We start from the raw sequence: 23656 nt of genomic DNA, 5'->3' as shown, positions 1-23656 counted from the left end.
GGCGAGTATTCCCCAGCACCCGCGACAGCCCGCCCTTTCCGTGTTTGCCGGTGGTGACGTGAGCGCAAATCTGATCCGCGAGTTTTCCGAATCTTCCCAACTCGCCGGCGGCAACGCCGACTACGTAGAGCAGATCTACGAGGCGTGGCTTTCCGATTCCGGCAGCGTCCCTGCCGAATGGGATGCCTATTTCAAATCGTTCAAGGGCCGCGAGGCCGGTGACGTCGCCCATTCCGGCGCCATCGCCCGCATCGAAGCCGCCCAGAAGCAGCGCCGCACCGCAGGCGCCGCGACGGTCGCCGCCCCGGCCGACAACGCCTACGCGCAGAAACAGGCCGGCGTCCTCCGCCTGCTGACCGCCTACCGCTCGCGCGGCCACCTCGCCGCCAAGCTCGATCCCCTCGGCCTCACCGCCCCGGACGTCGACGCCCCGGACCTCGGCCTGGCCTTCCATGGCCTCTCCGATGCGGACCTGAACACCGAATTCGATTGCGGCACCTTCGCAGGTGGCGGCCAGCGCATGACGCTGCGCGACCTGTGGGCGAAGCTGAAGGCGATCTACACCGGTACGGTCGGCGCCGAGTTCATGTATATCGCCGATTTCGACCAGCGCATCTGGATCTACTCGCGCCTGGAAAAGGCCGCGGGCAACCCGGGCCTGCAGAAGGGTGAGAAAATTCGTGTGCTCGAGGCGCTGACCGCGGCCGAAGGCCTCGAGCGCTACCTGCACACCAAGTACGTCGGCCAGAAGCGCTTCTCGCTCGAAGGCGGCGACAGCCTGATCCCGATGGTGGACGATGTCGTCCGCGCCGCCGGCGACAACGGCATGAAGGAAATCATCATCGGCATGGCCCACCGCGGCCGCCTGAACGTGCTGGTGAACATCCTCGGCAAGGCCCCGGCCCAGCTGTTCAACGAGTTCGAAGGCAAGTTCGAGCACGACGACAGCCCGATGCACACGGGCGACGTGAAGTACCACATGGGCTTCTCGGCCGACGTAAAGACCCCGAACGGTGGCGTGCACGTCGCGCTGGCGTTCAACCCGTCGCACCTGGAAATCGTCAACCCGGTAGTCGCCGGCTCCGTGCACGCCCGCCAGGGCCGCCGCCGCGATACCGCGCTCGAGAAGTCGCTCGCCCTGCTGATCCACGGCGACGCCGCCTTCGCGGGCCAGGGCGTCAACATGGAACTCCTGCAGATGTCGCAGGCGCGCGGTTTCGCCATCGGCGGCACCCTGCACATGGTGGTGAACAACCAGGTGGGCTTCACGACGTCCAAGCGTGAAGACTCCCGTTCCACCCTGTACTGCACCGACCTCGCCAAGATGGTCAACGCGCCGGTGTTCCACGTGAACGGCGATGACCCGGAAGCCGTGATCCAGGTCACCCGCCTGGCCTACGAGTTCCGCAAGCAGTTCAAGAAGGACGTGGTCATCGACCTCGTCTGCTACCGCCGCCACGGCCACAACGAGGCCGACGAGCCGGCGGCGACGCAGCCGCTCATGTACCAGATCATCCGCAAGCGCCCGACCACGCGTGACCTCTACGCGCAGGCGCTCGTGAAGGACAGCACCATCGGCGCCGACGACGGCCAGAAGATGCTCGACGATTACCGCGGCCGCCTCGAGAAGGGCGCTTCGCTGATCTCGATCGATCCGAACCCGCAGCGCGATATCCCGGTCGACTGGTCCCGCTTCATCGGCAACTCGCTGTCGATGGACGTCGACACCGGCGTGCCGCGCGACAAGCTGGCCAAGGTGCTCGATACGATCCTCAAGGTGCCGTCGGACGTCGCCCTGCACGCCCGCGTCGCCAAGATCTACGACGACCGCCGCAAGATGGCTGCCGGCGAGCTCCCGGGTGACTGGGGCTTCGCCGAGAACCTCGCCTACGCCACGCTGATCGCCGAAGGCAACGACCTGCGCATCGTCGGCCAGGATGCCGGCCGCGGCACGTTCTTCCACCGCCACGCGGTGCTGCACGACCAGAACAGCGACGACACCTACATGCCGCTGGCCCACGTGCGTGAAGACGCCCGCGTCGACGTCATCGACTCGCTGCTTTCCGAAGAAGCCGTCATGGCGTTCGAGTACGGCGAAGCCACGACCTCGCCGGACCAGCTCACCATCTGGGAAGGCCAGTTCGGCGATTTCGCCAACGGCGCCCAGGTCGTGATCGACCAGTTCATCAGCTCGGGCGAAGCCAAGTGGGATCGCCTGTGCGGCCTCACCCTGCTCCTCCCGCACGGCCAGGAAGGCGCCGGTCCGGAGCACTCCTCCGCCCGCCTCGAGCGCTTCCTGCAGCTGTGCGCGCTGGACAACATGCAGGTCTGCGTGCCGACCACGCCGGCCCAGGCGTTCCACATGATCCGCCGCCAGCAGGTGCGCCCGGTGCGCAAGCCGCTGATCGTCATGACGCCGAAGTCGCTGCTGCGCCACAAGCTGGCCGTGTCCTCGCTGGATGAACTGGCCAACGGCAAGTTCCAGCTCGTGATCGGCGAGCACCGCGACCTGCAGGCCAAGAAGGTCAAGCGCGTCGTGCTGTGCTCGGGCAAGGTCTACTACGACCTGCTCGAAGAGGCCGACAAGAAGGGCATCACCGACGTCGCCATCGTGCGCGTCGAGCAGCTGTACCCGTTCCCGCGCCCGGAAGTCTCGCTCGAACTGGAAAAGTACCCCTCCGCCAAGGAAGTGGTCTGGTGCCAGGAAGAGCCGATGAACCAGGGTGCGTGGTTCCAGATCCGTCACCACCTGCAGGCCTGCATCGGGTCGAAGCAGAGCCTGTCCTACGCCGGACGCTCGCGCTCGCCCTCGCCGGCCCCGGGCCATCTCAATACCTACCTCGCCGAACAGGCGGCCCTCGTCGAGCAGGCGCTCGTCGCGCCCGTCGGCACCGATCACGCAGCGGAGTAAGGCAAGCATGTCCATCGAAGTCAAAGTCCCGGTCCTGCCCGAGTCGGTCTCCGACGCGCTCATCGCCACCTGGCACAAGAAGGCCGGCGACGCGGTCAAGCGCGACGAAAACCTGCTGGACCTCGAAACCGACAAGGTCGTGCTCGAAGTCCCGGCGCCGGTCGACGGCGTGCTGAAGGAAATCAAGTTCGAGGAAGGTTCCACCGTGACCTCGAGCCAGGTCATCGCCGTGATCGAGGAAGGCGCCGCCGCTGCCGCGCCCGCCCCGGCCGCCGCTGCCCCGGCTCCGGCCGCTGCCGCCGCCGAAGCCCCGAAGGCCGAGAAGGCTGAAGCGCCGAAGGGCGTGGACGAACTCTCGCCGGCCGGCCGCCGCGTCGCCGTGGAAGAAAACATCGACCCGTCCAAGGTCGCCGGCACCGGCCGCGACGGCCGCGTGACCAAGGAAGACCTGGTCAACGCCGGCAAGGGCGGCAGCGCCCCGGCCGCTCCGGCTGCGGCAGCCGCACCGGCCGCCAAGCCGACCCCGGGTTCGCGTCCGGAAGAGCGCGTGCCGATGACCCGCATCCGCACCCGCATCGCCGAGCGCCTGATGCAGTCGAAGAACTCGATCGCGATGCTCACCTCGTTCAACGAAGTGAACCTCGCCGAGGTCGTCAAGCTGCGCAAGGCCCTGGGCGAGCAGTTCGAAAAGGCCAACGGCGTGAAGCTGGGCTTCATGAGCTTCTTCGTGAAGGCCGCGACCGAAGCGCTCAAGCGCTACCCGGTCATCAACGCCTCGGTCGATGGTTCGGACATCATCTACCACGGCTACCAGGACATCTCGATCGCCGTGTCGACCGACAAGGGCCTCGTGACCCCGGTGCTGCGCGACGTGCAGGACATGTCGTTCGCCGACGTCGAGAAGGGCATCATCGGCTACGCCAAGAAGGCGCGTGACGGCAAGCTCGGCCTGGATGACCTCCAGGGCGGCACCTTCACCATCACGAACGGCGGCACCTTCGGCTCGCTGCTCTCCACCCCCATCGTGAACCCGCCGCAGAGCGCCATCCTGGGCATGCACACGATCAAGGAGCGCCCGGTCGTCGAGAACGGCCAGGTGGTGGCCGCCCCGATGATGTACATCGCCCTGTCGTACGACCACCGGATCATCGATGGCCGCGACGCCGTGCTGTTCCTGGTCGACATCAAGAACCAGCTGGAAAACCCGCAGCGGATGCTGCTCGGCCTTTGATGGTCGGTTAACGCCAGATGTGAAGGCGGGAGTCGAGAGGCTCCCGTTTTCATGTTCCGACCCCATATTGGGTGGTAGCCAACCTACCGCCAGCAACATCCGGAGCAAGAGCTATGAGCGACAAGTTCGACGTCATCGTCATCGGTGCCGGCCCCGCGGGCTATGTGGCCGCGATCCGCGCCGCGCAGCTGGGCCTGAAGACCGCCGTGGTCGACGCCTTCGTGGGCAAGGACGGCAAGGCCGCCCTGGGCGGTACCTGCCTCAACGTCGGTTGCATCCCGTCGAAGGCGCTGCTGGATTCGTCCAAGCAGTTCCACAACCTGACGCACAACTTCAAGGACCACGGCATCACCGTGGACAACCCGAAGATCGATATCGACACGTTCATCGGCCGCAAGGACAAGATCGTCAAGCAGTTCACCGGCGGCGTGACGATGCTGTTCAAGGCGAACAAGATCACGTCGTTCTTCGGCAAGGGCAAGCTGCTGAAGGGCAACGAAGTCGAAGTCACCGGCAACGATGGCTCGGTGCAGAAGATCTCCGCCACCAACGTCATCCTCGCCTCGGGCTCGGTGCCCATCGAGCTGCCGTTCGCGAAGTTCGATAACAAGCACATCATCGACAATGCCGGCGCACTCGATCTCACCGCCGTGCCGAAGCGCATGGGCGTGATCGGCGCGGGCGTCATCGGCCTGGAGCTGGGCAGCGTGTGGAAGCGCCTCGGCGCCGAAGTCACCGTGCTCGAAGCCCTGCCGAAGTTCCTGCAGGTCGCCGACCAGGACATCGCCAAGATGGCCGCGCGCGAGTTCGCCAAGCAGGGCCTCGATATCAAGGTCAACGCCAAGGTCACCTCGGCCGAAGTGAAGGGCGATGAAGTCCACGTCGGCTACACCGACAAGGACGGCAACGCGCAGTCGCTGGTCGTCGACAAGCTGCTGGTGGCCGTGGGCCGCCGCGCCTACACCGCCGGCCTGCTGGCCGACGACACCGGCGTGAAGCTCGACGAGCGCGGCCGCATCGTGGTCGATGAGCACAACCACACCGGCGTCGATGGCGTCTGGGCGATCGGAGATGCCGTCCGCGGCCCGATGCTCGCCCACAAGGGTTCGGAAGAAGGCGTCATGGTCGCCGAGCTCATCGCCGGCAAGCCGGGCCACGTCAACCTCGATACCGTGCCCTGGGTCATCTACACCGAGCCGGAAATCGCCTGGGTCGGCAAGACCGAAGAGCAGCTCAAGGAAGAAGGCATCCCCTACAAGACGGGCGCCTTCCCCTTCGCTGCCAACGGCCGCGCTGTCGCCATGAACGAAGGCATCGGCCAGGTGAAGATGATCGCCCACGCCGAAACCGATCGCATCCTCGGCGTGCACATGGTCGGCCCGGTCGTCTCCGAGCTGATCCACGAGTGCGTCGTGGCGATGGAGTTCAAGGGCTCGTCGGAAGACTTGGCCCGCATCGTCCACGCCCACCCGGCGCTGTCGGAAGTGGTGCACGAAGCGGCCCTCTCGGTCGACAAGCGCGCCATCCACAAGGGCAACTAAGCCCGAGTGAACAAAGCCCGCCCATGCGAGTAGCATGGGCGGGCTTTTTCGTTTCTGGATTAGAACCATGCGTGATATCAAAGCCCTCTGCGTCTACTGCGGCTCCAGCAGCGGTACGCGGCCGGAATACACCGAAGTCGCCCGCGCGTTCGGCACCCGCCTCGCGAAGGAAAACATCGCCCTCGTCTACGGCGGCGGCAAGGTCGGCCTCATGGGCACCGTCGCCGACGCGGTTGTCGCGGCCGGTGGGCGCGTCATCGGCGTGATCCCGCGCCAGCTCGTGGAAAAGGAAGTCGCCCACACCGGCCTCTCCGAACTGCACGTCGTCGAGACCATGCACGAGCGCAAGACGCGCATGTACGAACTCTCCGATGCGTTCGTCGCCCTGCCCGGCGGCTTCGGCACCATGGATGAAATGTTCGAGATGCTCACCTGGGCGCAGCTCGGCCTGCACACCTACCCGTGCGCGTTCCTCGACGTGCTCGGCTTCTACAAGGGCCTCGCCGCAAGCATGGATCACATGGTCGCCGAGGGTTTCGTGAAGCAGGTACAGCGCGACCAGGTCTGGTTCGGCGACAGCATCGATGCGGTGTTCGACTGGATGAAGACGTACGAATCCACCTACACCCCGAAGTGGATTACCAAAGACTCCATCTGATGCCCTTCTTGTGGGAGCGCGCTTGCGCGCGATGGGGCGCGAAAGAGCGTCGCTCGCAAGCTCACTCCCACAAGATATCGCCCACAGGCTGGGCTTCTACAAATCGGCCATCTGCCCGGGAGAAGCGGCCATGCCATCCATGAAGTCATTTCGAATCCACAACGACGATGCCGGCTACCGCGGCACCATCGAGACCATGACCACCGACGCCCTCTCCCCGGGCGAAGTCCTGGTCAAGGCCGAATACTCCTCGGTGAACTACAAGGATGCCCTTGCCGGTACCGGCAAGGGCAAGATTCTCCGGCAGTACCCGCTGAACGGCGGCATCGATGTCGCCGGCACGGTGGTCGCCTCCACCGACCCGGCATTCCGCGAAGGCGACAAGGTGCTGGCGACCGGCAGCGGCCTTTCCGAAACACGCGATGGCGGCTATGGCGAATACGCCCGCCTGCCGGCGGCGGTGACCATCCCCCTGCCCGGCACGCTCAGCACGCGTGAGGCCATGATCCTGGGCACGGCCGGGTTCACCGCGGCCCTCGCCCTGCTACGCATGCTGGATAACCGCCAGCGGCCGGAGATGGGTCCGATCGCCATCACGGGCGCCACCGGCGGCGTGGGCATGCTCGGCGTCGATATCTTCACGCGCGCCGGTTTCCAGGTGCATGCGGTCAGCGGCAAGCCGGCTCAGTTCGACTTCCTGCGCCATATCGGCGCGGTGGAGTGCATCGATCGCCACCAGCTGGCCTTCAGCGGCAAGCCCATGGATTCCGCCAGGTACGGCGGCATGCTGGATAACGTCGGCGGCAGCATGCTGGCCGGCTTCCTGCCCATGATCGCACCCTACGGCAATGCGGCCATCTGCGGCCTGGCGGGCAGCCCGGAGCTGCCCACCACCGTCATGCCCTTCATCATCCGCGGCGTGAGCGTGTTGGGGGTGGCATCCGCCGGCACGGCCCGGGATATCCGCGAAGAGGTGTGGCGCCGCCTGGCCGGCGAGTGGAAGCCGCGGCACCTGGACACGATCTGCACGAAGGAAGTGGCATTGGAGGACGTGGCCAGCGTGTTCGAGACCATGCTTTCCGGCGGGTCTTTCGGCCGCACCGTGGTAAAGATCGGGGGCTAACTGCCTGCGCAGGCAGGTTTCGGCCGTTACACCATTGATACAAGGCGGAGGGCCGGTAGAATGGGCCATCGCCAAAGGCTACACGCGCGACGGATTATCGTCGCCGGAAGACACGCGGCGGCCGCCGGAGCGCGGTCGCTTCAAAGAAAATAATCGGGCATGGCCCGGGGGAATCACTGAATGGCTCGTATCCTGATCGTCGACGATTCGCCGTCGCAGCTCCTGGGCATCAAGCGCATCGTCGAGAAGCTGGGCCATGAGGCGCTTACGGCGGAAGACGGCGCGGCCGGCGTTGAAGCCGCCAAGCGCGAGCTGCCGGACCTGATCCTGATGGACGTGGTCATGCCGAACCTCAACGGGTTCCAGGCCACCCGCACCATCAGCAAGGAAGAAACCACCAAGCACATCCCCATCATCCTGGTCACCACGAAGGACCAGGACACCGACAAGGTGTGGGGCCTGCGCCAGGGCGCGAAGGATTACGTGGTCAAGCCGATCAAGGAAGAAGAGCTGGTCAAGGCGCTGAAGACCCACCTGCCGGCGTAAGGGCTCGCGGGTGGGCTGAGGAACGCCCAATACAACGGTGGGAGCGGGGGGGGGCGCGGGGGGGGGGGGGGGGCACCCCCCCCCCCCCCCCCCGGGCCCGCCACGGGTTTTTTGGGGTGCCCCCCCCCCCCCGCCCCCACGGGGCCGAAAGCCCCTGGGGGCGCGCGCTGGCGGGCGTGGGGTGTTAGCCCCCCCCCCCCCCCCCCACCCCCGCTCCCACAGTGTTTTTAGGCGGTCCAGCCCCGCGCAAGGCCTCAGCGGCGCGGGTCGAAATCCTTGAAAGCGTCTTTGAATTCCGCGTAAGCCGCTTGTTCTTCGTGCGTTTCCGGGACCGGAACGCGGATTTCCAGCACCACGATCTGGTCGCCCGGCTCGCTGCCCGGCAGGCCGCGCCCCTTGAGGCGCAACTTGCGGCCCGACTGCGAGCCGGCCGGGATGCGCAGGTCCACCGCGCCGCCCAGCGTGGGCACGGCCACCGTGGCGCCCAGTGCGGCTTCCCACGGCGAAATCGGCAACGTATGCGTTACCGTGCGGCCATCGAGGCGGAACCGGGCGTCGTCGCGGATGTTGATCTCCAGCAGCAGGTCGCCCGACGGGCCGCCACCGCTACCCGGATGACCCTGCCCGCCAAGACGGATGGTCTGGCCGCTGCTGATCCCGGCCGGGATCTTCACCTCGAGCACGCGCTCGCCGCCCGACGAATCGTTCAGCACCACGCGGGTCTTGCCACCGTTGTAGGCGGTCTGCAGGTCGGTATCGATCTTCGCGTTGATATCGCGTCCGCGGCGCGCCTGCGCCTGCTGTGACCGGCCACGGGCACCGCCACCGCCGAACAGGCTTTCGAAGAAATCGCTGAAATCGCCACGGCCGGCGCCGCCGCCCATGTCGCCGAAATCGAAGCCACCACCGCCCTGGCCCCAGCCCGGCGGCGGCCGGAACTGCTCGCCCTGGCGATAACCGCCGGCGCGGAACTGGTCGTACTGGCGGCGCTTCTCGGGATCCTTCAGTGCCTCGTTGGCCTCGTTGACGGCCTTGAACTTCTCTTCCGCACCCGCTTCCTTGTTCTTGTCCGGGTGGTACTTGCGCGCCAGCTTGCGATACGCCGCCTTGATCTCGGCGTCGGTCGCTTCGGGTTTTACCCCAAGAATCTCGTAGTAATCCTTGAACTCCACAGGCTCTCCCGCCGGGCTTGTGTCGAAATATGAAATGGAAAAGGCCCGCGGTGGTCCAATCCACCGCGGGCCAGATAGCCAAGCTTAGACCGAATCAGCCCGCGGCGTTGACCGTAATGCGACGCGGCGCGCTTTCCGCCTTCTTCGGAATGCTGATTTCCAGCACGCCATTCGCACCGGAAGCGGTAATGCCCTCGGCATCGGCGCTTTCCGGCAGCGTGAAGCTGCGCTTGAAGGCACCGGCCACGCGCTCGACGCGGGCGTACTTGCCTTCGGTCTCGCTGGCGTAGGCCTTGCGCTCGCCCTTGAGCGACAGGACGTTCTTGTCCATCTGGATCTCGATGCTATCCAGCGCGACGCCCGGGACGTCGGCCAGGATCAGGAACCGGCCGGCCTCTTCACGGATATCGACGCGCGGCGCCCAGGCGTTCTCGCTGGCGGCTACCGGAGCGGCGGCTTCGCCCGCGAAGAAGTGATCGAACACATGGCGCAGTTCATTTCCAAACACCGGCGCACGACGAAACGCTACATGACGAACCTGGTTCATCTGTCTGACTCCAATAAGGTTTTTCGGCCCCGAGGCCGTCTGGAAACAAAGATAGGTTCGCCCCGGGCTGATTCAAGGGGTCTATGACGAAGCCTTGTGGGAGCGCGCTCCTACAACTACACTGGGACAATTAACCCACCACGAGGCAGGCCCCATGACCATTGCTGTCGGCGACAAGATCCCCGAATCCACCGTCACGTACTTCGAAGACGGCATCCAGACCGCCTCGACGCTCGACCTCATGGGCACCGGCAAGGTGGTGCTCTTCGCCGTGCCGGGCGCGTTCACGCCCACCTGCTCCAACAAGCACCTGCCGGGCTATATCCAGCACATCGACGACTTTGACCAGCGCGGCGTGAAGGTGTTCTGCGTGTCGGTGAACGACGCGTTCGTGATGGATGCATGGGGCAAGGAGCGTGGCATCCCCGCCAACCTGCACCTGCTGGCCGACGGCAATGCCGCGTTCACCAAGGCACTGGGCCTGGAGCTGGATGGCACCAAGAACGGCATGGGCATCCGCGCCAAGCGCTTCGCCATGTACCTGGAGGATGGCGTGGTGAAGGTGCTGAACGTCGAGGCGCCGGGCGAGTTCAAGGTGTCGGCGGCTGAGGCGATGCTCGAGGCGATCGACGGCTAAGCGGCGCCACTCCTGTTGTGGGAGCGCGCTTGCGCGCGATGGGCGCTGCCGCAAGCGCCCATCGCGTGCAAGCACGCTCCCACAGCGATCAGAAAAAAACCCGCCTTTCGGCGGGTTTTTCGTTTTACTCGCTGTCGCCGTCGACCGGCCCGGATTCCACCGGCGGCATGTCGGCCGCGGCTTCACCGTTCGGGGTTTCGCCGGCGCCCGGCAGGTCGCCTTCGCCTTCCACCTCGGATTCCTCCTCGGCTTCCAGGCGGACGACGCCGATGAGCGTCTCTTCCTTCGGCAGCTTGATCAGGGTGACACCCTGGGTGTTGCGGCCGACCTGGGCGACTTCCGAGACGCGGGTGCGCACGAGCGTGCCCTGGTCCGAGATCAGCATGAGCTGCTGGGTCTCGGTGACCTGCGTGGCGGCAACGAGGTTGCCGTTGCGCTCGGAGCACTGGATGCCGATGACGCCCTGCGTGCCACGACCCTTCTTCGGGAACTCTTCGAGCACGGTGCGCTTGCCGAAGCCACGCGCCGTGGCGGTGAGGATGTCGCCGTCGCCGTGGGCGACGATGAGCGAGACCACCGTGGCGTCGTCGGCGAGCAGCATGCCGCGCACGCCGGTCGCGGTACGGCCCATGGAGCGCACCTTGTTCTCGTCGAAGCGCACGACCTTGCCGTTCGACGCGAACAGCAGCACGTCGCTCTCGCCGTTGGTCATGGCCACGTCGACCAGCGCATCGCCCTCTTCGAGGTTGATCGCGGCCTTGCCCTTCTGCAGCTGGAACGCGAACTCGGTGAGCGGGGTCTTCTTCACCGTACCCTTGCGGGTGGCGAAGAACACGTAGCAGTTCGGGTCGTAATCGCGGATCGGCAGGACGGCCTGGACCTTCTCGCCCTCGCCCAGCGGCAGCAGGTTCACGATGGGCTTGCCACGCGCACCCGGGCCGGCTTCCGGCATCTGGTACACCTTGAGCCAGTACACGCGACCGGTGCTGGTGAAGGTGAGCAGCGTGTCATGGGTGTTCACCACCCACAGCTGCTGCACGACATCCTCATCCTTCAGCGCGGATGCCGAGCGACCCTTGCCGCCACGCTTCTGCGCGCGGTACAGGCTGGCGGCCTGGCGCTTCACGTAACCCGTGTGCGAAAGCGTGACCACCACGTCTTCCGGCGCGATGAGGTCGAGGACGTTCAGGTCTTCCTGCGAGTGCTGGATCTCGGTGCGACGGTTGTCGCCGTAATCCGTGCGGATCTGCTCCAGCTCGCCGCGGATGACTTCCAGCAGGCGGGTCGGGTTTTCCAGGATCTCGATGAGGCCACGGATGGTCTCGAGGATCTCGCGGTACTCGTCGCTGAGCTTGTCCTGCTCCAGGCCGGTGAGGCGGTGCAGGCGCATCTGCAGGATTTCGGTGGCCTGGGCTTCGGACAGCTGATAACCGTCGTCACGCAGGCCATCACGCGGATCCATGTCTTCCGGGCGCGACGCTTCGGCACCGGCGGCGGAGAGCAGCGCCTTGACGAGGCCCGGCTCCCACTTGCGGGCGACCATGCGCTCACGCGCTTCCTGCGAAGACGCCGAGGTACGGATCAGCTCGATCATCTCATCGATGTTGGCGAGCGCGACCGTGAGGCCTTCGAGGATATGGGCGCGCGAACGGGCCTTGCGCAGTTCGAAGATGGTGCGGCGGGTGACGACTTCGCGGCGATGGCGGATGAACGCCTCGAGGATGTCCTTGAGGTTCAGCAGCTTCGGCTGGCCATCGAGCAGGGCCACCATGTTGATGCCGAAGGTAACCTGCAGCTGGGTCTGCTGGAACAGGTTGTTCAGCACGACATCGGCCATGGCATCGCGGCGGATCTCGATGACTACGCGCATGCCGTCCTTGTCGGACTCGTCGCGCAGCTCCGAGATGCCCTCGATCTTCTTTTCCTTGACCAGCTCGGCGATCTTCTCGATTAGGCGGGCCTTGTTCACCTGGTACGGCAGCTCGTGGACCAGGATGGTCTCGCGGCCGTTGGCCTCGGTTTCGATCTCGGTACGGGCACGGACAAGGATGCGGCCGCGGCCGGTGCGGTACGCCTCGACGATACCGGACGAGCCGTTGATGATGCCCGCGGTCGGGAAATCGGGACCCGGGATATGGGTCATCAGGTCGTCGACGCCCAGCGAGGGATCTTCGATCAGCGCCAGCACGGCGTTGATGACCTCGGTCATGTTGTGCGGCGGGATGTTGGTGGCCATGCCCACCGCGATGCCCGCTGAACCGTTGACGAGCAGGTTCGGCACGCGGGTCGGGAGGACCAGCGGCTCGCTTTCGCTTTCGTCGTAGTTCGGCCCGAAGTCGACGGTTTCCTTGTCGATATCGGCGAGCAGCTCATGGGTGAGCTTCGCCATGCGCACTTCGGTGTATCGCATGGCCGCGGCGTTGTCGCCATCGACCGAGCCGAAGTTACCCTGGCCATCCACCAGCATGTAGCGCAGCGAGAACGGCTGGGCCATGCGGACGATGGTGTCGTAAACCGACGCATCGCCGTGCGGGTGGTATTTACCGATGACGTCACCGACGACGCGCGCGGACTTCTTGTATGCCTTGTTCCACGAGTTGCCCAGTTCGTTCATGGCGAACAGGACGCGGCGGTGCACGGGCTTCAGGCCATCGCGTACATCGGGCAGTGCGCGTCCGACAATGACGCTCATCGCGTAGTCGAGATAGCTCTGGCGCATCTCGTCTTCGATGTTGACGCGGATGACTTCTTTGGCGAGTTCTGCCATCAATCGGCTTCCTGGGTGTCCGTGTGAATGCCCCCGCCGGCCGTGGCGATCGCCCTCAAGGCGGCACGGTCGGCTCAACCCGTCGATGATAACACAACGGGTGTTGAAATGACAGCTAAAAAAGCCGTAAATTCAATGAGTTACAGGGGTGTTTTGGCGCTTACGGAAACATGATCCGCATCTGTTCTTCATCCGGCTTCAGGATGACGCCGCGCTCGGTCACGATGGCATCGATCAGCTCGGCCGGGGTGACGTCGAAGACCGGGTTCCAGGCCTCCGCGCCCTCGATCACCGTGCGGGTTCCGCCGACCGAAAGCAGCTCGGTGGCGTCGCGCAGTTCGATCTCGATGTCGTCGCCACTGGCCGTCGCCATGTCCACCGTGGTGGACGGTGCGACCACCATGAACTTCACGCCGTGGTGGCGTGCGGCGATGGCGAGCTGGTAGGTACCGATCTTGTTCGCGGTGTCGCCGTTGGCCGCGATACGGTCGGCACCGACGATCACCCACTTCACCTTGCCGTCCTTCATCAGGTGTGACGCCGCGGAGTCGGCGATGAGCCGCGCCGGGATGCCATCGCGCACGAGCTCCCACATGGTGAGGCGCGCACCCTGCTGCCACGGGCGGGTTTCGCCAGCGAAGACCTGCTCGATGCGGCCCGCCTCCACGCCCGCGCGGATGACGCCCAGTGCCGTGCCATAGCCCGCCGTCGCCAGCGAACCGGTGTTGCAGTGGGTCATCACCTGCGAGCCCGGTTCGATCAGCGCGGCGCCGAGTTCACCCATGTGCCGGTTGGCGGCGAGGTCCTCCTCCTGGATCGCCTGGGCTTCCGCCTCCAGCGCCGCGGCGTCGGCGCCCGCGTCCACGCGCGCCTTCATGCGATCGAGCGCCCACATGAGATTCACCGCCGTGGGCCGCGCCGCGCGCAGCGTCGCCATGGCTTTCGCGAGATCTTCCCCGCCCTGCGCGGCCAGGACCACGCCCCATGCCGCCGCGATGCCGATGGCCGGCGCACCGCGCACGGCCAGGTCGCGGATGGCCCGGGTGACGTCGTCGGAGTTCACGCTGTCGAACCAGATTTCCTCCGCCGGCAGACGGCGCTGGTCGAGCAGACGGAGGCGATCGCCGTGCCACTGGACGGCGCGAATGGAGTCGTGGGAGGTGGTCGTATTCATGCCGGGATTATCGCATCCCTGCCGCTAAAACGCTGTGTCGGGCGGACTCTTGTGGGAGCGCGCTTGCGCGCGATGGGGCTTGCGGCAGGTACATCGCGCGCAAGCGCGCTCCCACAGCCAGTTAGCGGTTTTTCAGCCAGTCGTGGATGGCCGGGGGGACCAGTTTCTGCGCGCGGCCGGAGACGTAGATGCCGATGTGGCCGCCGGGGAACGGGAGCGCGGTGTAGTCTTTGCTGCCCACCGCATCCTTGAGCGGAATGGAGGCAGCCGGCGGCACCAGGTGATCCTGCTCCGCGTAGATGTTCAGCACGGGCTGGGTGATCGTACCGAGGTCGATGGTATGGCCACCAATCGTGGCCTTGCCCTTGATCAACAGGTTCTTCTGGAAGAAATCGCGCGCGAACTGGCGGAAGGTCTCACCCGCCTGGTCCGGGGAATCGAAGATCCACTTCTCCATCCGCAGGAAGTTTTCCACTTCCTTCGGGTTATCGAGGATATCGACCATCGCGACGTACTTCTGCTGGTTGAGGCGCAGCGGCTTCAGCGTGAGGTACGCGAAGTTCATCAGGTCGGCGGGGATATTGCCGATCGTATCGACGAACAGATCGATATCGACGTTGCGCGCCCAATGCGAAAGCATGTTATCGGGCGTGTGGAAATCCACGGGTGTCACCATGGTGACGAGGTTCTTCACCTTGTCGCCGTGCAGCGCCGTGTAGCACAACGAGAACACACCGCCCTGGCAGATCCCGAGCAGGTTGATCGCATCGAGCGCGTGGCGGCGACGGATCACATCGACGCAGCGGTCGAGGTAGCCGTCGATGTAATCCTCGAGCGTGAGCCATCGGTCGGCACCGTCGGGATAACCCCAATCGATGAGGTACACGTCTTCACCCTGCTCCAGCAGGTTGCGCACCATCGAGCGATCTTCCTGGAGGTCGACCATCCACGGCGTGTTGACCAGCGCGTAGCAGATCAGCAGCGGTACCTTCGCGGTGGGCTTCTTCGTCCCCTTGAAGTGCCAGAGCGTCAGCTTGTCTTCGGTGTAGACCGCTTCGCGCGGGGTGGTGCCGAGCTCGATGGGGCCGACGTTCTTCAGCGTCTGCATCCCCGCCTCCACCTTGCGGCGAAAGGCCTCGACTTCCTCGCGTGCGCGCTCGGGATCGATGTGGAACGGATTCGCGCTCATCGTGCGCGAGCCCTGGACTTAGCGGCCTTCGTAGCCTTCGTAGCCTTCGTAGCCTTCGTAGCCTTAGTGGCCTTAGTGACCTTGGTGACTTTGGCAGCCTTAGCGACCTTGGCGGCATCAGCGGCTTTTGTGGGAGCGGCCTTGGCCGCGATACCGCCACCCGCACCACGCAACGCGGCAACCTCCGCACGCAGCGCTTCAACCTCAGCCTTCAGGCCATGCATCTGCCGCAACTCACGGCGCACCGCCTGCAGGCGCTCGCCGAGGCTATCGACCTCGCGACGTGTCGGCAGGCCGACCTGCGCCGCGACCCGCTCTACCTGCCGCTGCTGCAGCACCTTCAGGCGCATCTGCGCATTCACGAGCGCGGCGTACACCTCCTGGAACTCCGCCGACATTGCTGCATCGGCGTAGCTCTCTTCGGAGAAGTTCACCCAGCGGTCGTAGATCGCACGCAGGCTATCGGCATCGGCAGGCGTGCCGTGCGAGCGCAGCGTCTCGCCGGCGCGCTCCTGCACGCGCTGCAGTAATGCCTGGTAACGCGCGTAATGCTGGGCGTATTCGATCCATGCGAGCAGTAACGCCTGCTGCTCCTCCTGCTGCTCACGGGTGAGCCCAAGCGCGGGCATCGACAAGGTCTCGCGCGCCACGCGCGCCCAGTCATCGAAGCCCTCCGAGCCCGGTTGGGCGCCTGGAGGCGGCCCATAGCCGAATGGAGCGAAACCCGCGCCCGGCCCGGGCTGCCCAAAGGGCGGCGTGCCGTGGGCGAACGGCGAGGCCGGCGGCTCACCCGAGGTGAAGGCGCGCATCCAGTCGCCGTAGCCACCGAGGCCCGCGAAAAGGCGGCCCACGATGTCGGCGGAAGGCGCCTCGGCCGGCGTGGCGCCCGGATCGAACTGCCGCGCCCAGGATTCAACGCCCTGGCGCACGAAAGCCTGGTACTGGTCGATGAAATCGTTCGGTTTATCAGCCATGGGGGTATGGTACGGCACCGAACGACCAACGACACCAGCGTCGTGGGAGCGCGCTTGCGCGCGATGGACGTACTGGCGAGCACCCATCGCGCGCAAGCGCGCTCCCACAAGAGGCAGAAAACAAAAAGCCCGGCACCTTTCGGGGCCGGGCTTTTTGTCGTTACCGGGGCGGTGATCAGCCCGCGGCGTTTTCTTCTTCGGTCACGGCCTTCATCGACAGGCGGATACGGCCCTGCTTATCGACTTCGAGGACCTTCACCTTGACGATGTCGCCTTCCTTCAGCTTGTCGGAGACCTTCTCGACACGCTCGCTGGAGATCTGCGAGACGTGCACGAGGCCGTCCTTGCCCGGCATGATGGTGACGAACGCGCCGAAATCCATCAGCTTCGCGACCTTGCCTTCGTAGATGCGGCCCGGCTCGACGTCGGAGACGATCTGCTCGATGCGCTTACGGGCGGCTTCGGCGGCTTCACGGTTGACCGAGGCGATCACGACGTTGCCGTCGTCCGTGATGTCGATGGTGGTGCCGGTCTCGTCGGTGATCGAGCGGATGGTGGCGCCGCCCTTGCCGATGACTTCGCGGATCTTGTCCGGGTGGATCTTGATGGTGAGCAGGCGCGGGGCGTACTCGCTCATCTCCGAACGGGCTTCGGTGATGACCTTGGCCATCTCGCCGAGGATGTGCAGGCGACCACGCTTGGCCTGGGCCAGCGCCGTGCGCATGATCTCTTCGGTGATGCCGTCGACCTTGATGTCCATCTGCAGCGCGGAGACGCCATCGGCGGTACCGGCCACCTTGAAGTCCATGTCGCCGAGGTGGTCTTCGTCACCCAGGATGTCGGAGAGCACGACGAAGTCGTTGCCTTCCTTCACCAGGCCCATCGCGATACCCGCGACCGGCGCCTTGAGCGGGACGCCAGCGTCCATCATGGCCAGCGAGGAACCGCAGACCGAGGCCATCGACGAGGAACCGTTCGACTCGGTGATTTCCGAGACGACGCGGACGACGTACGGGAACTCTTCGATCGTCGGCTTGACGGCCTGCACGCCGCGCTTGGCGAGGCGGCCATGGCCGACTTCGCGACGCTTCGGGCTGCCGACGCGGCCGGTTTCGCCCACCGAGAACGGGGGGAAGTTGTAGTGGAACAGGAACGTGTCCTTCCACTCGCCTTCCGGCGCATCGATGATCTGCGAATCGCGGGTGGTGCCGAGCGTGGCAACGACCAGCGCCTGGGTTTCGCCGCGGGTGAACAGCGCCGAACCGTGGGTGCGCGGCAGGACGCCGACGCGGACGGTGATCGGGCGGACGTCGTCGAGCTGGCGGCCGTCGATGCGGACCTTCGTGCTGAGCACGCCGTCACGCAGGGTGCGGTACTCGACTTCACCGAAGGCGGCGCCGATGTCGCCATCGGTCCAGCCGTTGGCTTCGGCGTCGGCGGCGATGGCCGTCTTCACGTCGCTCTTGAGCGCGCTGATGACGTCGCGGCGAGCCAGCTTGTCGCGGATCTGGAAGGCTTCGGCGAAACGGTTGCCGACGGCGGCCTTGACCGCGTCGTACAGGGCCGTCTTGGCCGCCGGGGCTTCCCACTTGAAGTTCTTGGCGCCGGCTTCAGCGACGAAGGCGTTGATCGTGTCGATCGCGACCTGCATCTGCTGGTGACCGAACACCACCGAACCCAGCATGACGTCTTCGCTGAGCAGCTTGGCTTCCGACTCGACCATCATCACCGCGCTGGAGGTACCGGCCACGACGAGGTCGAGGTCCGAGGTCTTCAGCTGGGTGGCGGTCGGGTTGAGGATGTACTGGCCGTTGGCGTAACCGACGCGCGCGGCACCGATCGGGCCCTTGAAGGGCACGCCGGCGAGCGACATGGCGGCCGAGGCGCCGATGAGCGCCGGGATGTCACCATCGACTTCCGGGTTCAGCGAGACAACCTGCGCGATGACCTGGATTTCGTTGCGGAACTCTTCCGGGAACAGCGGACGAAGCGGACGATCGATGAGGCGCGAGGTCAGCGTCTCCTTCTCGGTCGGGCGGCCTTCGCGCTTGAAGAAGCCACCCGGGATGCGACCCGCGGAGTAGAACTTCTCCATGTAGTCGACCGTGAGCGGGAAGAAGTCCTGGCCTTCGCGGGCCTTCGGAGCGGCGACAACGGTCACCAGGACGACGGTGCCGCCCATGCTGACCATGACCGCACCGGACGCCTGGCGGGCGATTTCGCCCGTCTCCAGCGTGACTTCGTGACTACCGTACTGGAATGACTTGGTTACTTTCGCCACTTCGTTGTCTCCTCGTCCTGATCCGGTGGTTTAGCGGCGCAGGCCAAGGCGTTCGATGAGGGTCTGGTAGCGAGCGAGGTCGCTCTTCTTGAGGTAGGCCAGCAGCGTCTTGCGCTTGTTGACCATCTTCAGCAGACCGCGACGCGAGTGGTGGTCCTGCTTGTGCGCCTGGAAGTGATCCTGCAGCGCGGTGATGTTCGCGGACAGCAGCGCGACCTGGACTTCGGTCGAGCCGGTGTCGTTATCCTTGCGACCGTAGTCCTTGATGATCTGGCTGGTCTGTTCGACGGTGAGCGACATGTGTATCGATTCCTTAAAAAAGCGGATGCGAGACTTGCGCAACCTCAACGGCCACCGATGAAGTTGCGCAAGCCTCGCTTTGATGAAAGCTGTTAAACGAGCACGTAATTGTAACGTCCTGCGCGTAGCGGCAACAAGCCCGGTCAGGGGGTTGGGAGGTTGAAGCCCCTGAGAACCTTCAAAATACCGTCTTCACCGACCTCGCCGAGCGCCATCAGGCGCCCGTCGGCACCCCAGACGCCGCACCGGCCGGTGGCGGCACCGGCGCCGAGGGGTACCGGCTGGCCGAAGCCGAGCACACGGGTCTGTTCCATATCGAGTTCCACCCGGGGAATATGGGCGAGCCCGGCATCGACGGGAAGCAGGCAGGCTTCGAGCGGGTCCGGCCCGGTTTCAGCGGCCGCGCGCAGTTCGTCCAGCGTGACCATGGCCGGCGCCATGAACGGCTCGACCCACAACCGGCGCAGGCCCGTGAGGTGGGCGCCACAACCGAGGTTGGCTCCCAGGTCGACCGCCAGGCTGCGGACATAGGTACCCGAACCGCACTCGACGTGCAGGCGCAGGGTGTCCCCTGCCCGCTCGATCACCTCGAGCCGGTAAACCTCGACCTCACGCGACGGCACGTCGACCGCCTCGCCGCGCCGGGCGCGCACATACAGAGGCACGCCATCCTGCTTGATGGCCGAATAGGCCGGTGGGACCTGGGTGATGCGGCCGCGCAGGGGCGCGAGCGCCGCTTCGACCAGGGCATCGTCGAGGACCGGTACCGGTCGGGCTTCCACGACCTCGCCTTCCAGGTCGGCCGTGGTCGTGGTGGCACCCAGTTTCACCTCGGCCTCGTAGGCCTTGCGCGAACCCAGCAGCCAGCCGGCGATCTTGGTGGCTTCGCCAAAGCAAAGCGGTAGCAGGCCGGTGGCCAGCGGATCGAGGCTGCCGGTGTGCCCGCCCTTGGCCGCGCCCACCAGTCGACGCGCCGTCTGCAAGGCCTGGTTGGAACTCAGGCCGAGCGGCTTGTCGAGCAGGAGGATGCCGTGGATGTCACGGAATGAGCGACGGTTCATATCAAAGATATGTGGGAGCGCGCTTGCGCGCGATCGCGCGCAAGCGCGCTCCCACAAGATAGGCTCAGGATCAGATCAGGAGTCGGCAGCTTCGTCGTCGGCCGGGGCCGGCGGGACCGGGTTCTCGCGCAGCAGCGTTTCGATGCGCTCGGCGCGGTCGACCGACTCGTCGTACTTGAAGCGCAGCTCGGGCACGCGACGCAAACGCATGGAGCGCGAGAGCTCGCGGCGGAATTCCTTGGCAAGCTCCTTGAGCGCCTTCACGGCCTCGGCCGACTTCTCCGGCATGAGCGCGGTGACCCATACGGTCGCCACGTCCAGGTCCTTGGTGGTCTCCACGTCGGAGACACTGACCGAGGGCAGCGCATGCTCGCGCACGGCGGCGTGCACCAGCAGGCCGATTTCACGGCGCAGCTCGGCGGAGACGCGGTCGGTTCGCTTGAAATCACGGGACGGCATATCCGCCTCCTATAAACGAGAAAAGCCTCCCCGGCGAACCGGGGAGGCAGGGTCTTCCAATTACAGCGTGCGGGCCACTTCGATGCGCTCGAAGCACTCGATCTGGTCGCCCACCTTCACATCGTTGTACTGCTTCACCGCGATACCGCATTCGGTGCCGTTGCGGACTTCGTCCACCAGCTCCTTGAAGCGGCGCAGCGATTCCAGTTCACCCTGGAACACGACAACGTTGTCGCGCAGCACGCGGATCGGCTTGGAACGCTTGACGATGCCTTCGATGACCATGCAGCCGGCCACCGCGCCGAACTTCGACGAACGGAACACGTCGCGGACCTGGGCAACGCCGATGATCTCTTCGCGCACTTCCATGCCGAGGAGACCCGACGCGGCCTGCTTCACCTGGTCGATGACGTCGTAGATGATCGAGAAGTAACGGACATCGAGGCCCGCCGTATCGATCACCTTGCGCGCCGAGGCATCGGCACGGACGTTGAAGCCGATGACCAGCGCCTTCGAGGCGGCGGCCAGCTGGGCTTCCGATTCGGTGATGCCACCGACGCCGGACGAGATGACGTTGACCTTGACCCGGTCGTTGCCGATCTGGGTCAGCGAATCGCGCAGGGCTTCGACCGAACCCTGCACATCGGCCTTGACCAGGATGTTGAGGGTCTGCTGGCCTTCGCCCTGGCCCATCTGGGCCATGATGTCTTCGAGGCGGTTCGACTTGGTGACCAGGCGGGTCTCGCGACGCTTCTGCTGGCGCTCGGCGGCCACCTGGCGGGCCAGGCGCTCGTCTTCGACAGCGACGAAGTCGTCACCCGATTCCGGCACGCCGGAAAGGCCCAGCACCTGCACGGGGATCGACGGGCCGGCTTCGTTGACCTGCTTGCCGGTTTCGTCGATCAGCGCACGCATGCGGCCGTATTCCACGCCGCAGACGACGAAGTCGCCCTTCTTCAGCGTGCCCTGCTGGACCAGCACGGTGGCGACCGGACCGCGGCCACGATCGAGGCTGGATTCGATGACGACACCCGAGGCGCGGCCATCGGCCACGGCCTTGAGCTCCATCACTTCGGCCTGGATCGAGATCGCGTCGAGCAGGTCGTCGATGCCCATGCCCGTCTTCGCGGACACCGGCACGAACGGCGTATCGCCACCCCACTCTTCCGGGATGACCTCGAGGTTGCCGAGGCCCTGCTTGACGTGGTCGACGTTGGTGTCCGACTTGTCCATCTTGGTCAGCGCGACGATCAGCGGCACCTTGGCGGCGCGCGCATGCTTCACCGCTTCGACGGTCTGCGGCATGACGCCGTCATCGCCGGCCACGACCAGCACCACGATATCGGTGGACTGCGCACCGCGCGCACGCATGGCGGTGAACGCCGCGTGGCCCGGGGTATCCAGGAACGTGATGACGCCGCGACTGGTTTCGACGTGGTACGCGCCGATGTGCTGCGTGATGCCACCGGCTTCGCCCGACGCGACCTTGGTGCGACGGATGTAGTCGAGCAGCGAGGTCTTGCCGTGGTCGACATGGCCCATGATGGTGACGACCGGCGGACGCGTGACCTTGTCGCCTTCGAGTTCCGCTGCGCTGGTGTGCGAGGCGAGAGCCGCTTCGGCGTTGTTGTCCGTCGCGCGAACCGGGTTGTGGCCCAGCTCTTCGATGACGAGCGTCGCGGTGTCCTGGTCGATCGTCTGGTTGATCGTGGCCATGACGCCCATCTTGAACAGGGCCTTCACCACCTCGGCGCCCTTCACCGCCATCTTCTGGGCGAGATCGGCGACGAGGTTGTTATCGCCGATGATCACGTCACGAACGACAGCCGCCGTCGGGCGGGTGAAGCCGTGCGGACCGCTCGATGCGCCGGCGCCACGCGACGGCTCCGAACGACCACCACGCGCTGGCTTGCCGCGACCACCCTTGCCGCTGGAACGGCGGGCACGATCGGCGTCGGAGAGGTGCATTTCGCCAGCGGCGAAGCGCTTGCCACCCGGCTCGCGATCACCACCGCGACCGTTGCCCGCGCCTGCACCGCCGCCACCACCGTGCTTCGGACGCGCGTTGCCGCGCGTATCGTTGGCAGCGGCGACGGCGCCAGGCGCCGGACGTGCGGCACCGGCGGCCGGCGTGGCCGGACGGGCGGCAGGCGCAGCCGGACGGGCCGCGGCAGGTGCCGGGGCCGGTGCGGGCGCCGGCGGCGGCGTCGGCTTGGAAACAATGCGCTCACGCTTACGCGGCTCATGGATGCGCGGCAGGATCATGCCGAGCGAGCGCGTATCGAGCTTGGCGGTCTGGTGACCCGGCTCATCGCCAGCGGCGGCCGGCACGGCCTCCGCCACGTCAGCCGGTGCCGCCGGGGCGGCGGCCACGGGTGCTGCCTGGTCGGCGGCCGCAGCCGCGGCGCGCGAGGCTTCCTCGGCGCGTGCGCGTTCAGCCGCGGCATGCTCCTCGGCCTGGCGGCGCGCCTCGATGGCAGCCTCTTCCTGGCGGCGTGCCTCGGCCTCGGCTTCGCGACGCTCGGCTTCGGCCTGCTCGCGACGCTCGGCTTCTTCCCGGCGCTGGTTTTCGTCGTGCTCCCGCTGGGCCTGCGACTCGGCCAGCCGGCGCGCGGCTTCATCCCGCTCGTTATCGACCGGTGCCTCGTCGGCGATGGCGCTGCGCTTCACGTAGGTGCGCTTGGCGCGCACTTCCACGTTCACCGTCTTCGCCGGGCCCGCACCACGGCCGGAGCCGGAGCTGACCTTCAGCTCACCCACGGTGCGGCGCTTCAGCGTGATCTGGCGCGGCGAGCTGTCTTCCGCTTCGGGAGCGGGTTCGTTCTTGCCGTGCGTACGGCGCAGGAAGCCCAGCAGCTTCACCTTCTCGGTGCTGCTGATGATCTGCTCCGCCGTGGAGAAATTCATTCCGGCCTCGCCAAGCTGCGAAAGCAGCTTGTCGACCGGCATACCCAGTACCTGGGCGAGTTGTTTAATAGTGACGTCCGACATCGTTCTTCATTCTCCGCCGTTCCCGCGCGTAACCCGTGCCATCGATGCGATCTCAGGCTGCCTCCGTCCCTGGTGGGAAGCCGCGTGGCCTCCC

General features: G+C 65.9%; 18 protein-coding genes. 7 read left to right on the top strand and 11 right to left on the bottom strand.

The window, feature by feature from the left end; genetic code table 11:
• Positions 1-58: 58 nt before the first annotated feature.
• The 6 genes from ACZ6YI_RS03850 (at position 59) to pilH (ending at position 8010) form a co-directional block, all read left to right on the top strand.
• Complete coding sequence (locus ACZ6YI_RS03850; protein WP_465777495.1) at positions 59-2911, top strand: 2-oxoglutarate dehydrogenase E1 component; 2853 nt, start codon at positions 59-61, stop codon at positions 2909-2911.
• Positions 2912-2918: 7 nt separating this feature from the next.
• Positions 2919-4142: a 2-oxoglutarate dehydrogenase complex dihydrolipoyllysine-residue succinyltransferase gene (gene odhB, locus ACZ6YI_RS03845; protein WP_440326350.1), complete on the top strand. Its 1224-nt coding sequence runs from the start codon at positions 2919-2921 to the stop codon at positions 4140-4142.
• A gap of 113 nt (positions 4143-4255) precedes the next feature.
• Positions 4256-5683: a dihydrolipoyl dehydrogenase gene (lpdA, locus tag ACZ6YI_RS03840; protein ID WP_465777494.1), complete on the top strand. Its 1428-nt coding sequence runs from the start codon at positions 4256-4258 to the stop codon at positions 5681-5683.
• Positions 5684-5759: 76 nt separating this feature from the next.
• Positions 5760-6341, top strand: coding sequence for an LOG family protein (locus ACZ6YI_RS03835; protein ID WP_465777627.1), 582 nt, complete (start codon positions 5760-5762; stop codon positions 6339-6341).
• Between the two features lie 130 nt (positions 6342-6471).
• Complete coding sequence (locus ACZ6YI_RS03830) at positions 6472-7464, top strand: acrylyl-CoA reductase family protein (RefSeq protein ID WP_465777493.1); 993 nt, start codon at positions 6472-6474, stop codon at positions 7462-7464.
• Between the two features lie 180 nt (positions 7465-7644).
• Positions 7645-8010 carry a twitching motility response regulator PilH gene (pilH, locus tag ACZ6YI_RS03825; RefSeq protein ID WP_247427790.1) on the top strand — a complete coding sequence of 122 codons (366 nt, stop codon included), beginning with the start codon at positions 7645-7647 and terminating at the stop codon, positions 8008-8010.
• A gap of 254 nt (positions 8011-8264) precedes the next feature.
• On the opposite strand, the gene ACZ6YI_RS03820 is transcribed toward pilH, so the two are convergent.
• Both ACZ6YI_RS03820 and ACZ6YI_RS03815 read right to left on the bottom strand, forming a co-directional pair.
• The gene (locus ACZ6YI_RS03820; protein WP_440329551.1) at positions 8265-9182 is read right to left on the bottom strand and encodes a DnaJ C-terminal domain-containing protein; all 918 of its coding nucleotides are present in this window, start codon (positions 9180-9182) and stop codon (positions 8265-8267) included.
• A 94-nt stretch (positions 9183-9276) separates the two neighbouring features.
• Positions 9277-9729 (bottom strand): Hsp20/alpha crystallin family protein, encoded by a 453-nt coding sequence (locus tag ACZ6YI_RS03815; protein ID WP_465777492.1) that lies wholly within the window; start codon positions 9727-9729, stop codon positions 9277-9279.
• A gap of 154 nt (positions 9730-9883) precedes the next feature.
• On the opposite strand from ACZ6YI_RS03815, the gene ACZ6YI_RS03810 reads away from it, so the two are divergent.
• Positions 9884-10366 carry a redoxin family protein gene (locus ACZ6YI_RS03810; protein WP_465777491.1) on the top strand — a complete coding sequence of 161 codons (483 nt, stop codon included), beginning with the start codon at positions 9884-9886 and terminating at the stop codon, positions 10364-10366.
• A gap of 124 nt (positions 10367-10490) precedes the next feature.
• Here ACZ6YI_RS03810 and gyrA read toward each other — a convergent pair whose 3' ends face one another.
• The 9 genes from gyrA to infB all read right to left on the bottom strand — a co-directional run bounded on the left by gyrA (position 10491) and on the right by infB (position 23562).
• Positions 10491-13133 (bottom strand): DNA gyrase subunit A, encoded by a 2643-nt coding sequence (gyrA, locus tag ACZ6YI_RS03805; protein ID WP_465777490.1) that lies wholly within the window; start codon positions 13131-13133, stop codon positions 10491-10493.
• Between the two features lie 160 nt (positions 13134-13293).
• A complete protein-coding gene (gene mtnA / locus ACZ6YI_RS03800) occupies positions 13294-14307 on the bottom strand; it encodes an S-methyl-5-thioribose-1-phosphate isomerase (protein ID WP_465777489.1) in 1014 nt (337 codons plus the stop codon).
• A gap of 121 nt (positions 14308-14428) precedes the next feature.
• Positions 14429-15496, bottom strand: a complete 1068-nt coding sequence (locus ACZ6YI_RS03795) for a class III poly(R)-hydroxyalkanoic acid synthase subunit PhaC (RefSeq protein WP_465777488.1) — start codon at positions 15494-15496, stop codon at positions 14429-14431.
• Positions 15493-16470 (bottom strand): poly(R)-hydroxyalkanoic acid synthase subunit PhaE, encoded by a 978-nt coding sequence (locus tag ACZ6YI_RS03790; protein WP_465777487.1) that lies wholly within the window; start codon positions 16468-16470, stop codon positions 15493-15495. The genes ACZ6YI_RS03795 and ACZ6YI_RS03790 overlap by 4 nt, the downstream gene beginning before the upstream one ends.
• 175 nt (positions 16471-16645) lie before the next feature.
• Positions 16646-18751, bottom strand: coding sequence for a polyribonucleotide nucleotidyltransferase (pnp, locus tag ACZ6YI_RS03785; protein ID WP_465777486.1), 2106 nt, complete (start codon positions 18749-18751; stop codon positions 16646-16648).
• Positions 18752-18781: 30 nt separating this feature from the next.
• Positions 18782-19051, bottom strand: coding sequence for a 30S ribosomal protein S15 (rpsO, locus tag ACZ6YI_RS03780; RefSeq protein WP_139983545.1), 270 nt, complete (start codon positions 19049-19051; stop codon positions 18782-18784).
• A 143-nt stretch (positions 19052-19194) separates the two neighbouring features.
• Complete coding sequence (gene truB / locus ACZ6YI_RS03775) at positions 19195-20112, bottom strand: tRNA pseudouridine(55) synthase TruB (protein ID WP_465777485.1); 918 nt, start codon at positions 20110-20112, stop codon at positions 19195-19197.
• Positions 20113-20187: 75 nt separating this feature from the next.
• Complete coding sequence (gene rbfA, locus ACZ6YI_RS03770) at positions 20188-20571, bottom strand: 30S ribosome-binding factor RbfA (RefSeq protein WP_465777484.1); 384 nt, start codon at positions 20569-20571, stop codon at positions 20188-20190.
• 60 nt (positions 20572-20631) lie between these two features.
• A complete protein-coding gene (gene infB / locus ACZ6YI_RS03765; protein ID WP_465777483.1) occupies positions 20632-23562 on the bottom strand; it encodes a translation initiation factor IF-2 in 2931 nt (976 codons plus the stop codon).
• Between the last annotated feature and the right edge of the window lie 94 nt (positions 23563-23656).

The organism is Luteibacter sp. NPDC104163, assembly GCF_055584245.1.
Note: the sequence above shows the minus strand (reverse complement) of the source record. Positions and strands in the feature narration are given on the sequence as shown.

What these genes read in the sequence shown, in the direction of transcription:
- odhB (WP_440326350.1), top strand. Translation starts at nt 2,919, where the DNA reads ATGTCCATCGAAGTCAAAGTCCCGGTCCTGCCCGAGTCGGTCTCCGAC.
- lpdA (WP_465777494.1), top strand. Translation starts at nt 4,256, where the DNA reads ATGAGCGACAAGTTCGACGTCATCGTCATCGGTGCCGGCCCCGCGGGC.
- ACZ6YI_RS03830 (WP_465777493.1), top strand. Translation starts at nt 6,472, where the DNA reads ATGCCATCCATGAAGTCATTTCGAATCCACAACGACGATGCCGGCTAC.
- pilH (WP_247427790.1), top strand. Translation starts at nt 7,645, where the DNA reads ATGGCTCGTATCCTGATCGTCGACGATTCGCCGTCGCAGCTCCTGGGC.
- ACZ6YI_RS03815 (WP_465777492.1), bottom strand. Translation starts at nt 9,729, where the DNA reads ATGAACCAGGTTCGTCATGTAGCGTTTCGTCGTGCGCCGGTGTTTGGA.
- ACZ6YI_RS03810 (WP_465777491.1), top strand. Translation starts at nt 9,884, where the DNA reads ATGACCATTGCTGTCGGCGACAAGATCCCCGAATCCACCGTCACGTAC.
- gyrA (WP_465777490.1), bottom strand. Translation starts at nt 13,133, where the DNA reads ATGGCAGAACTCGCCAAAGAAGTCATCCGCGTCAACATCGAAGACGAG.
- mtnA (WP_465777489.1), bottom strand. Translation starts at nt 14,307, where the DNA reads ATGAATACGACCACCTCCCACGACTCCATTCGCGCCGTCCAGTGGCAC.
- ACZ6YI_RS03795 (WP_465777488.1), bottom strand. Translation starts at nt 15,496, where the DNA reads ATGAGCGCGAATCCGTTCCACATCGATCCCGAGCGCGCACGCGAGGAA.
- ACZ6YI_RS03790 (WP_465777487.1), bottom strand. Translation starts at nt 16,470, where the DNA reads ATGGCTGATAAACCGAACGATTTCATCGACCAGTACCAGGCTTTCGTG.
- rpsO (WP_139983545.1), bottom strand. Translation starts at nt 19,051, where the DNA reads ATGTCGCTCACCGTCGAACAGACCAGCCAGATCATCAAGGACTACGGT.
- truB (WP_465777485.1), bottom strand. Translation starts at nt 20,112, where the DNA reads ATGAACCGTCGCTCATTCCGTGACATCCACGGCATCCTCCTGCTCGAC.
- rbfA (WP_465777484.1), bottom strand. Translation starts at nt 20,571, where the DNA reads ATGCCGTCCCGTGATTTCAAGCGAACCGACCGCGTCTCCGCCGAGCTG.
- infB (WP_465777483.1), bottom strand. Translation starts at nt 23,562, where the DNA reads ATGTCGGACGTCACTATTAAACAACTCGCCCAGGTACTGGGTATGCCG.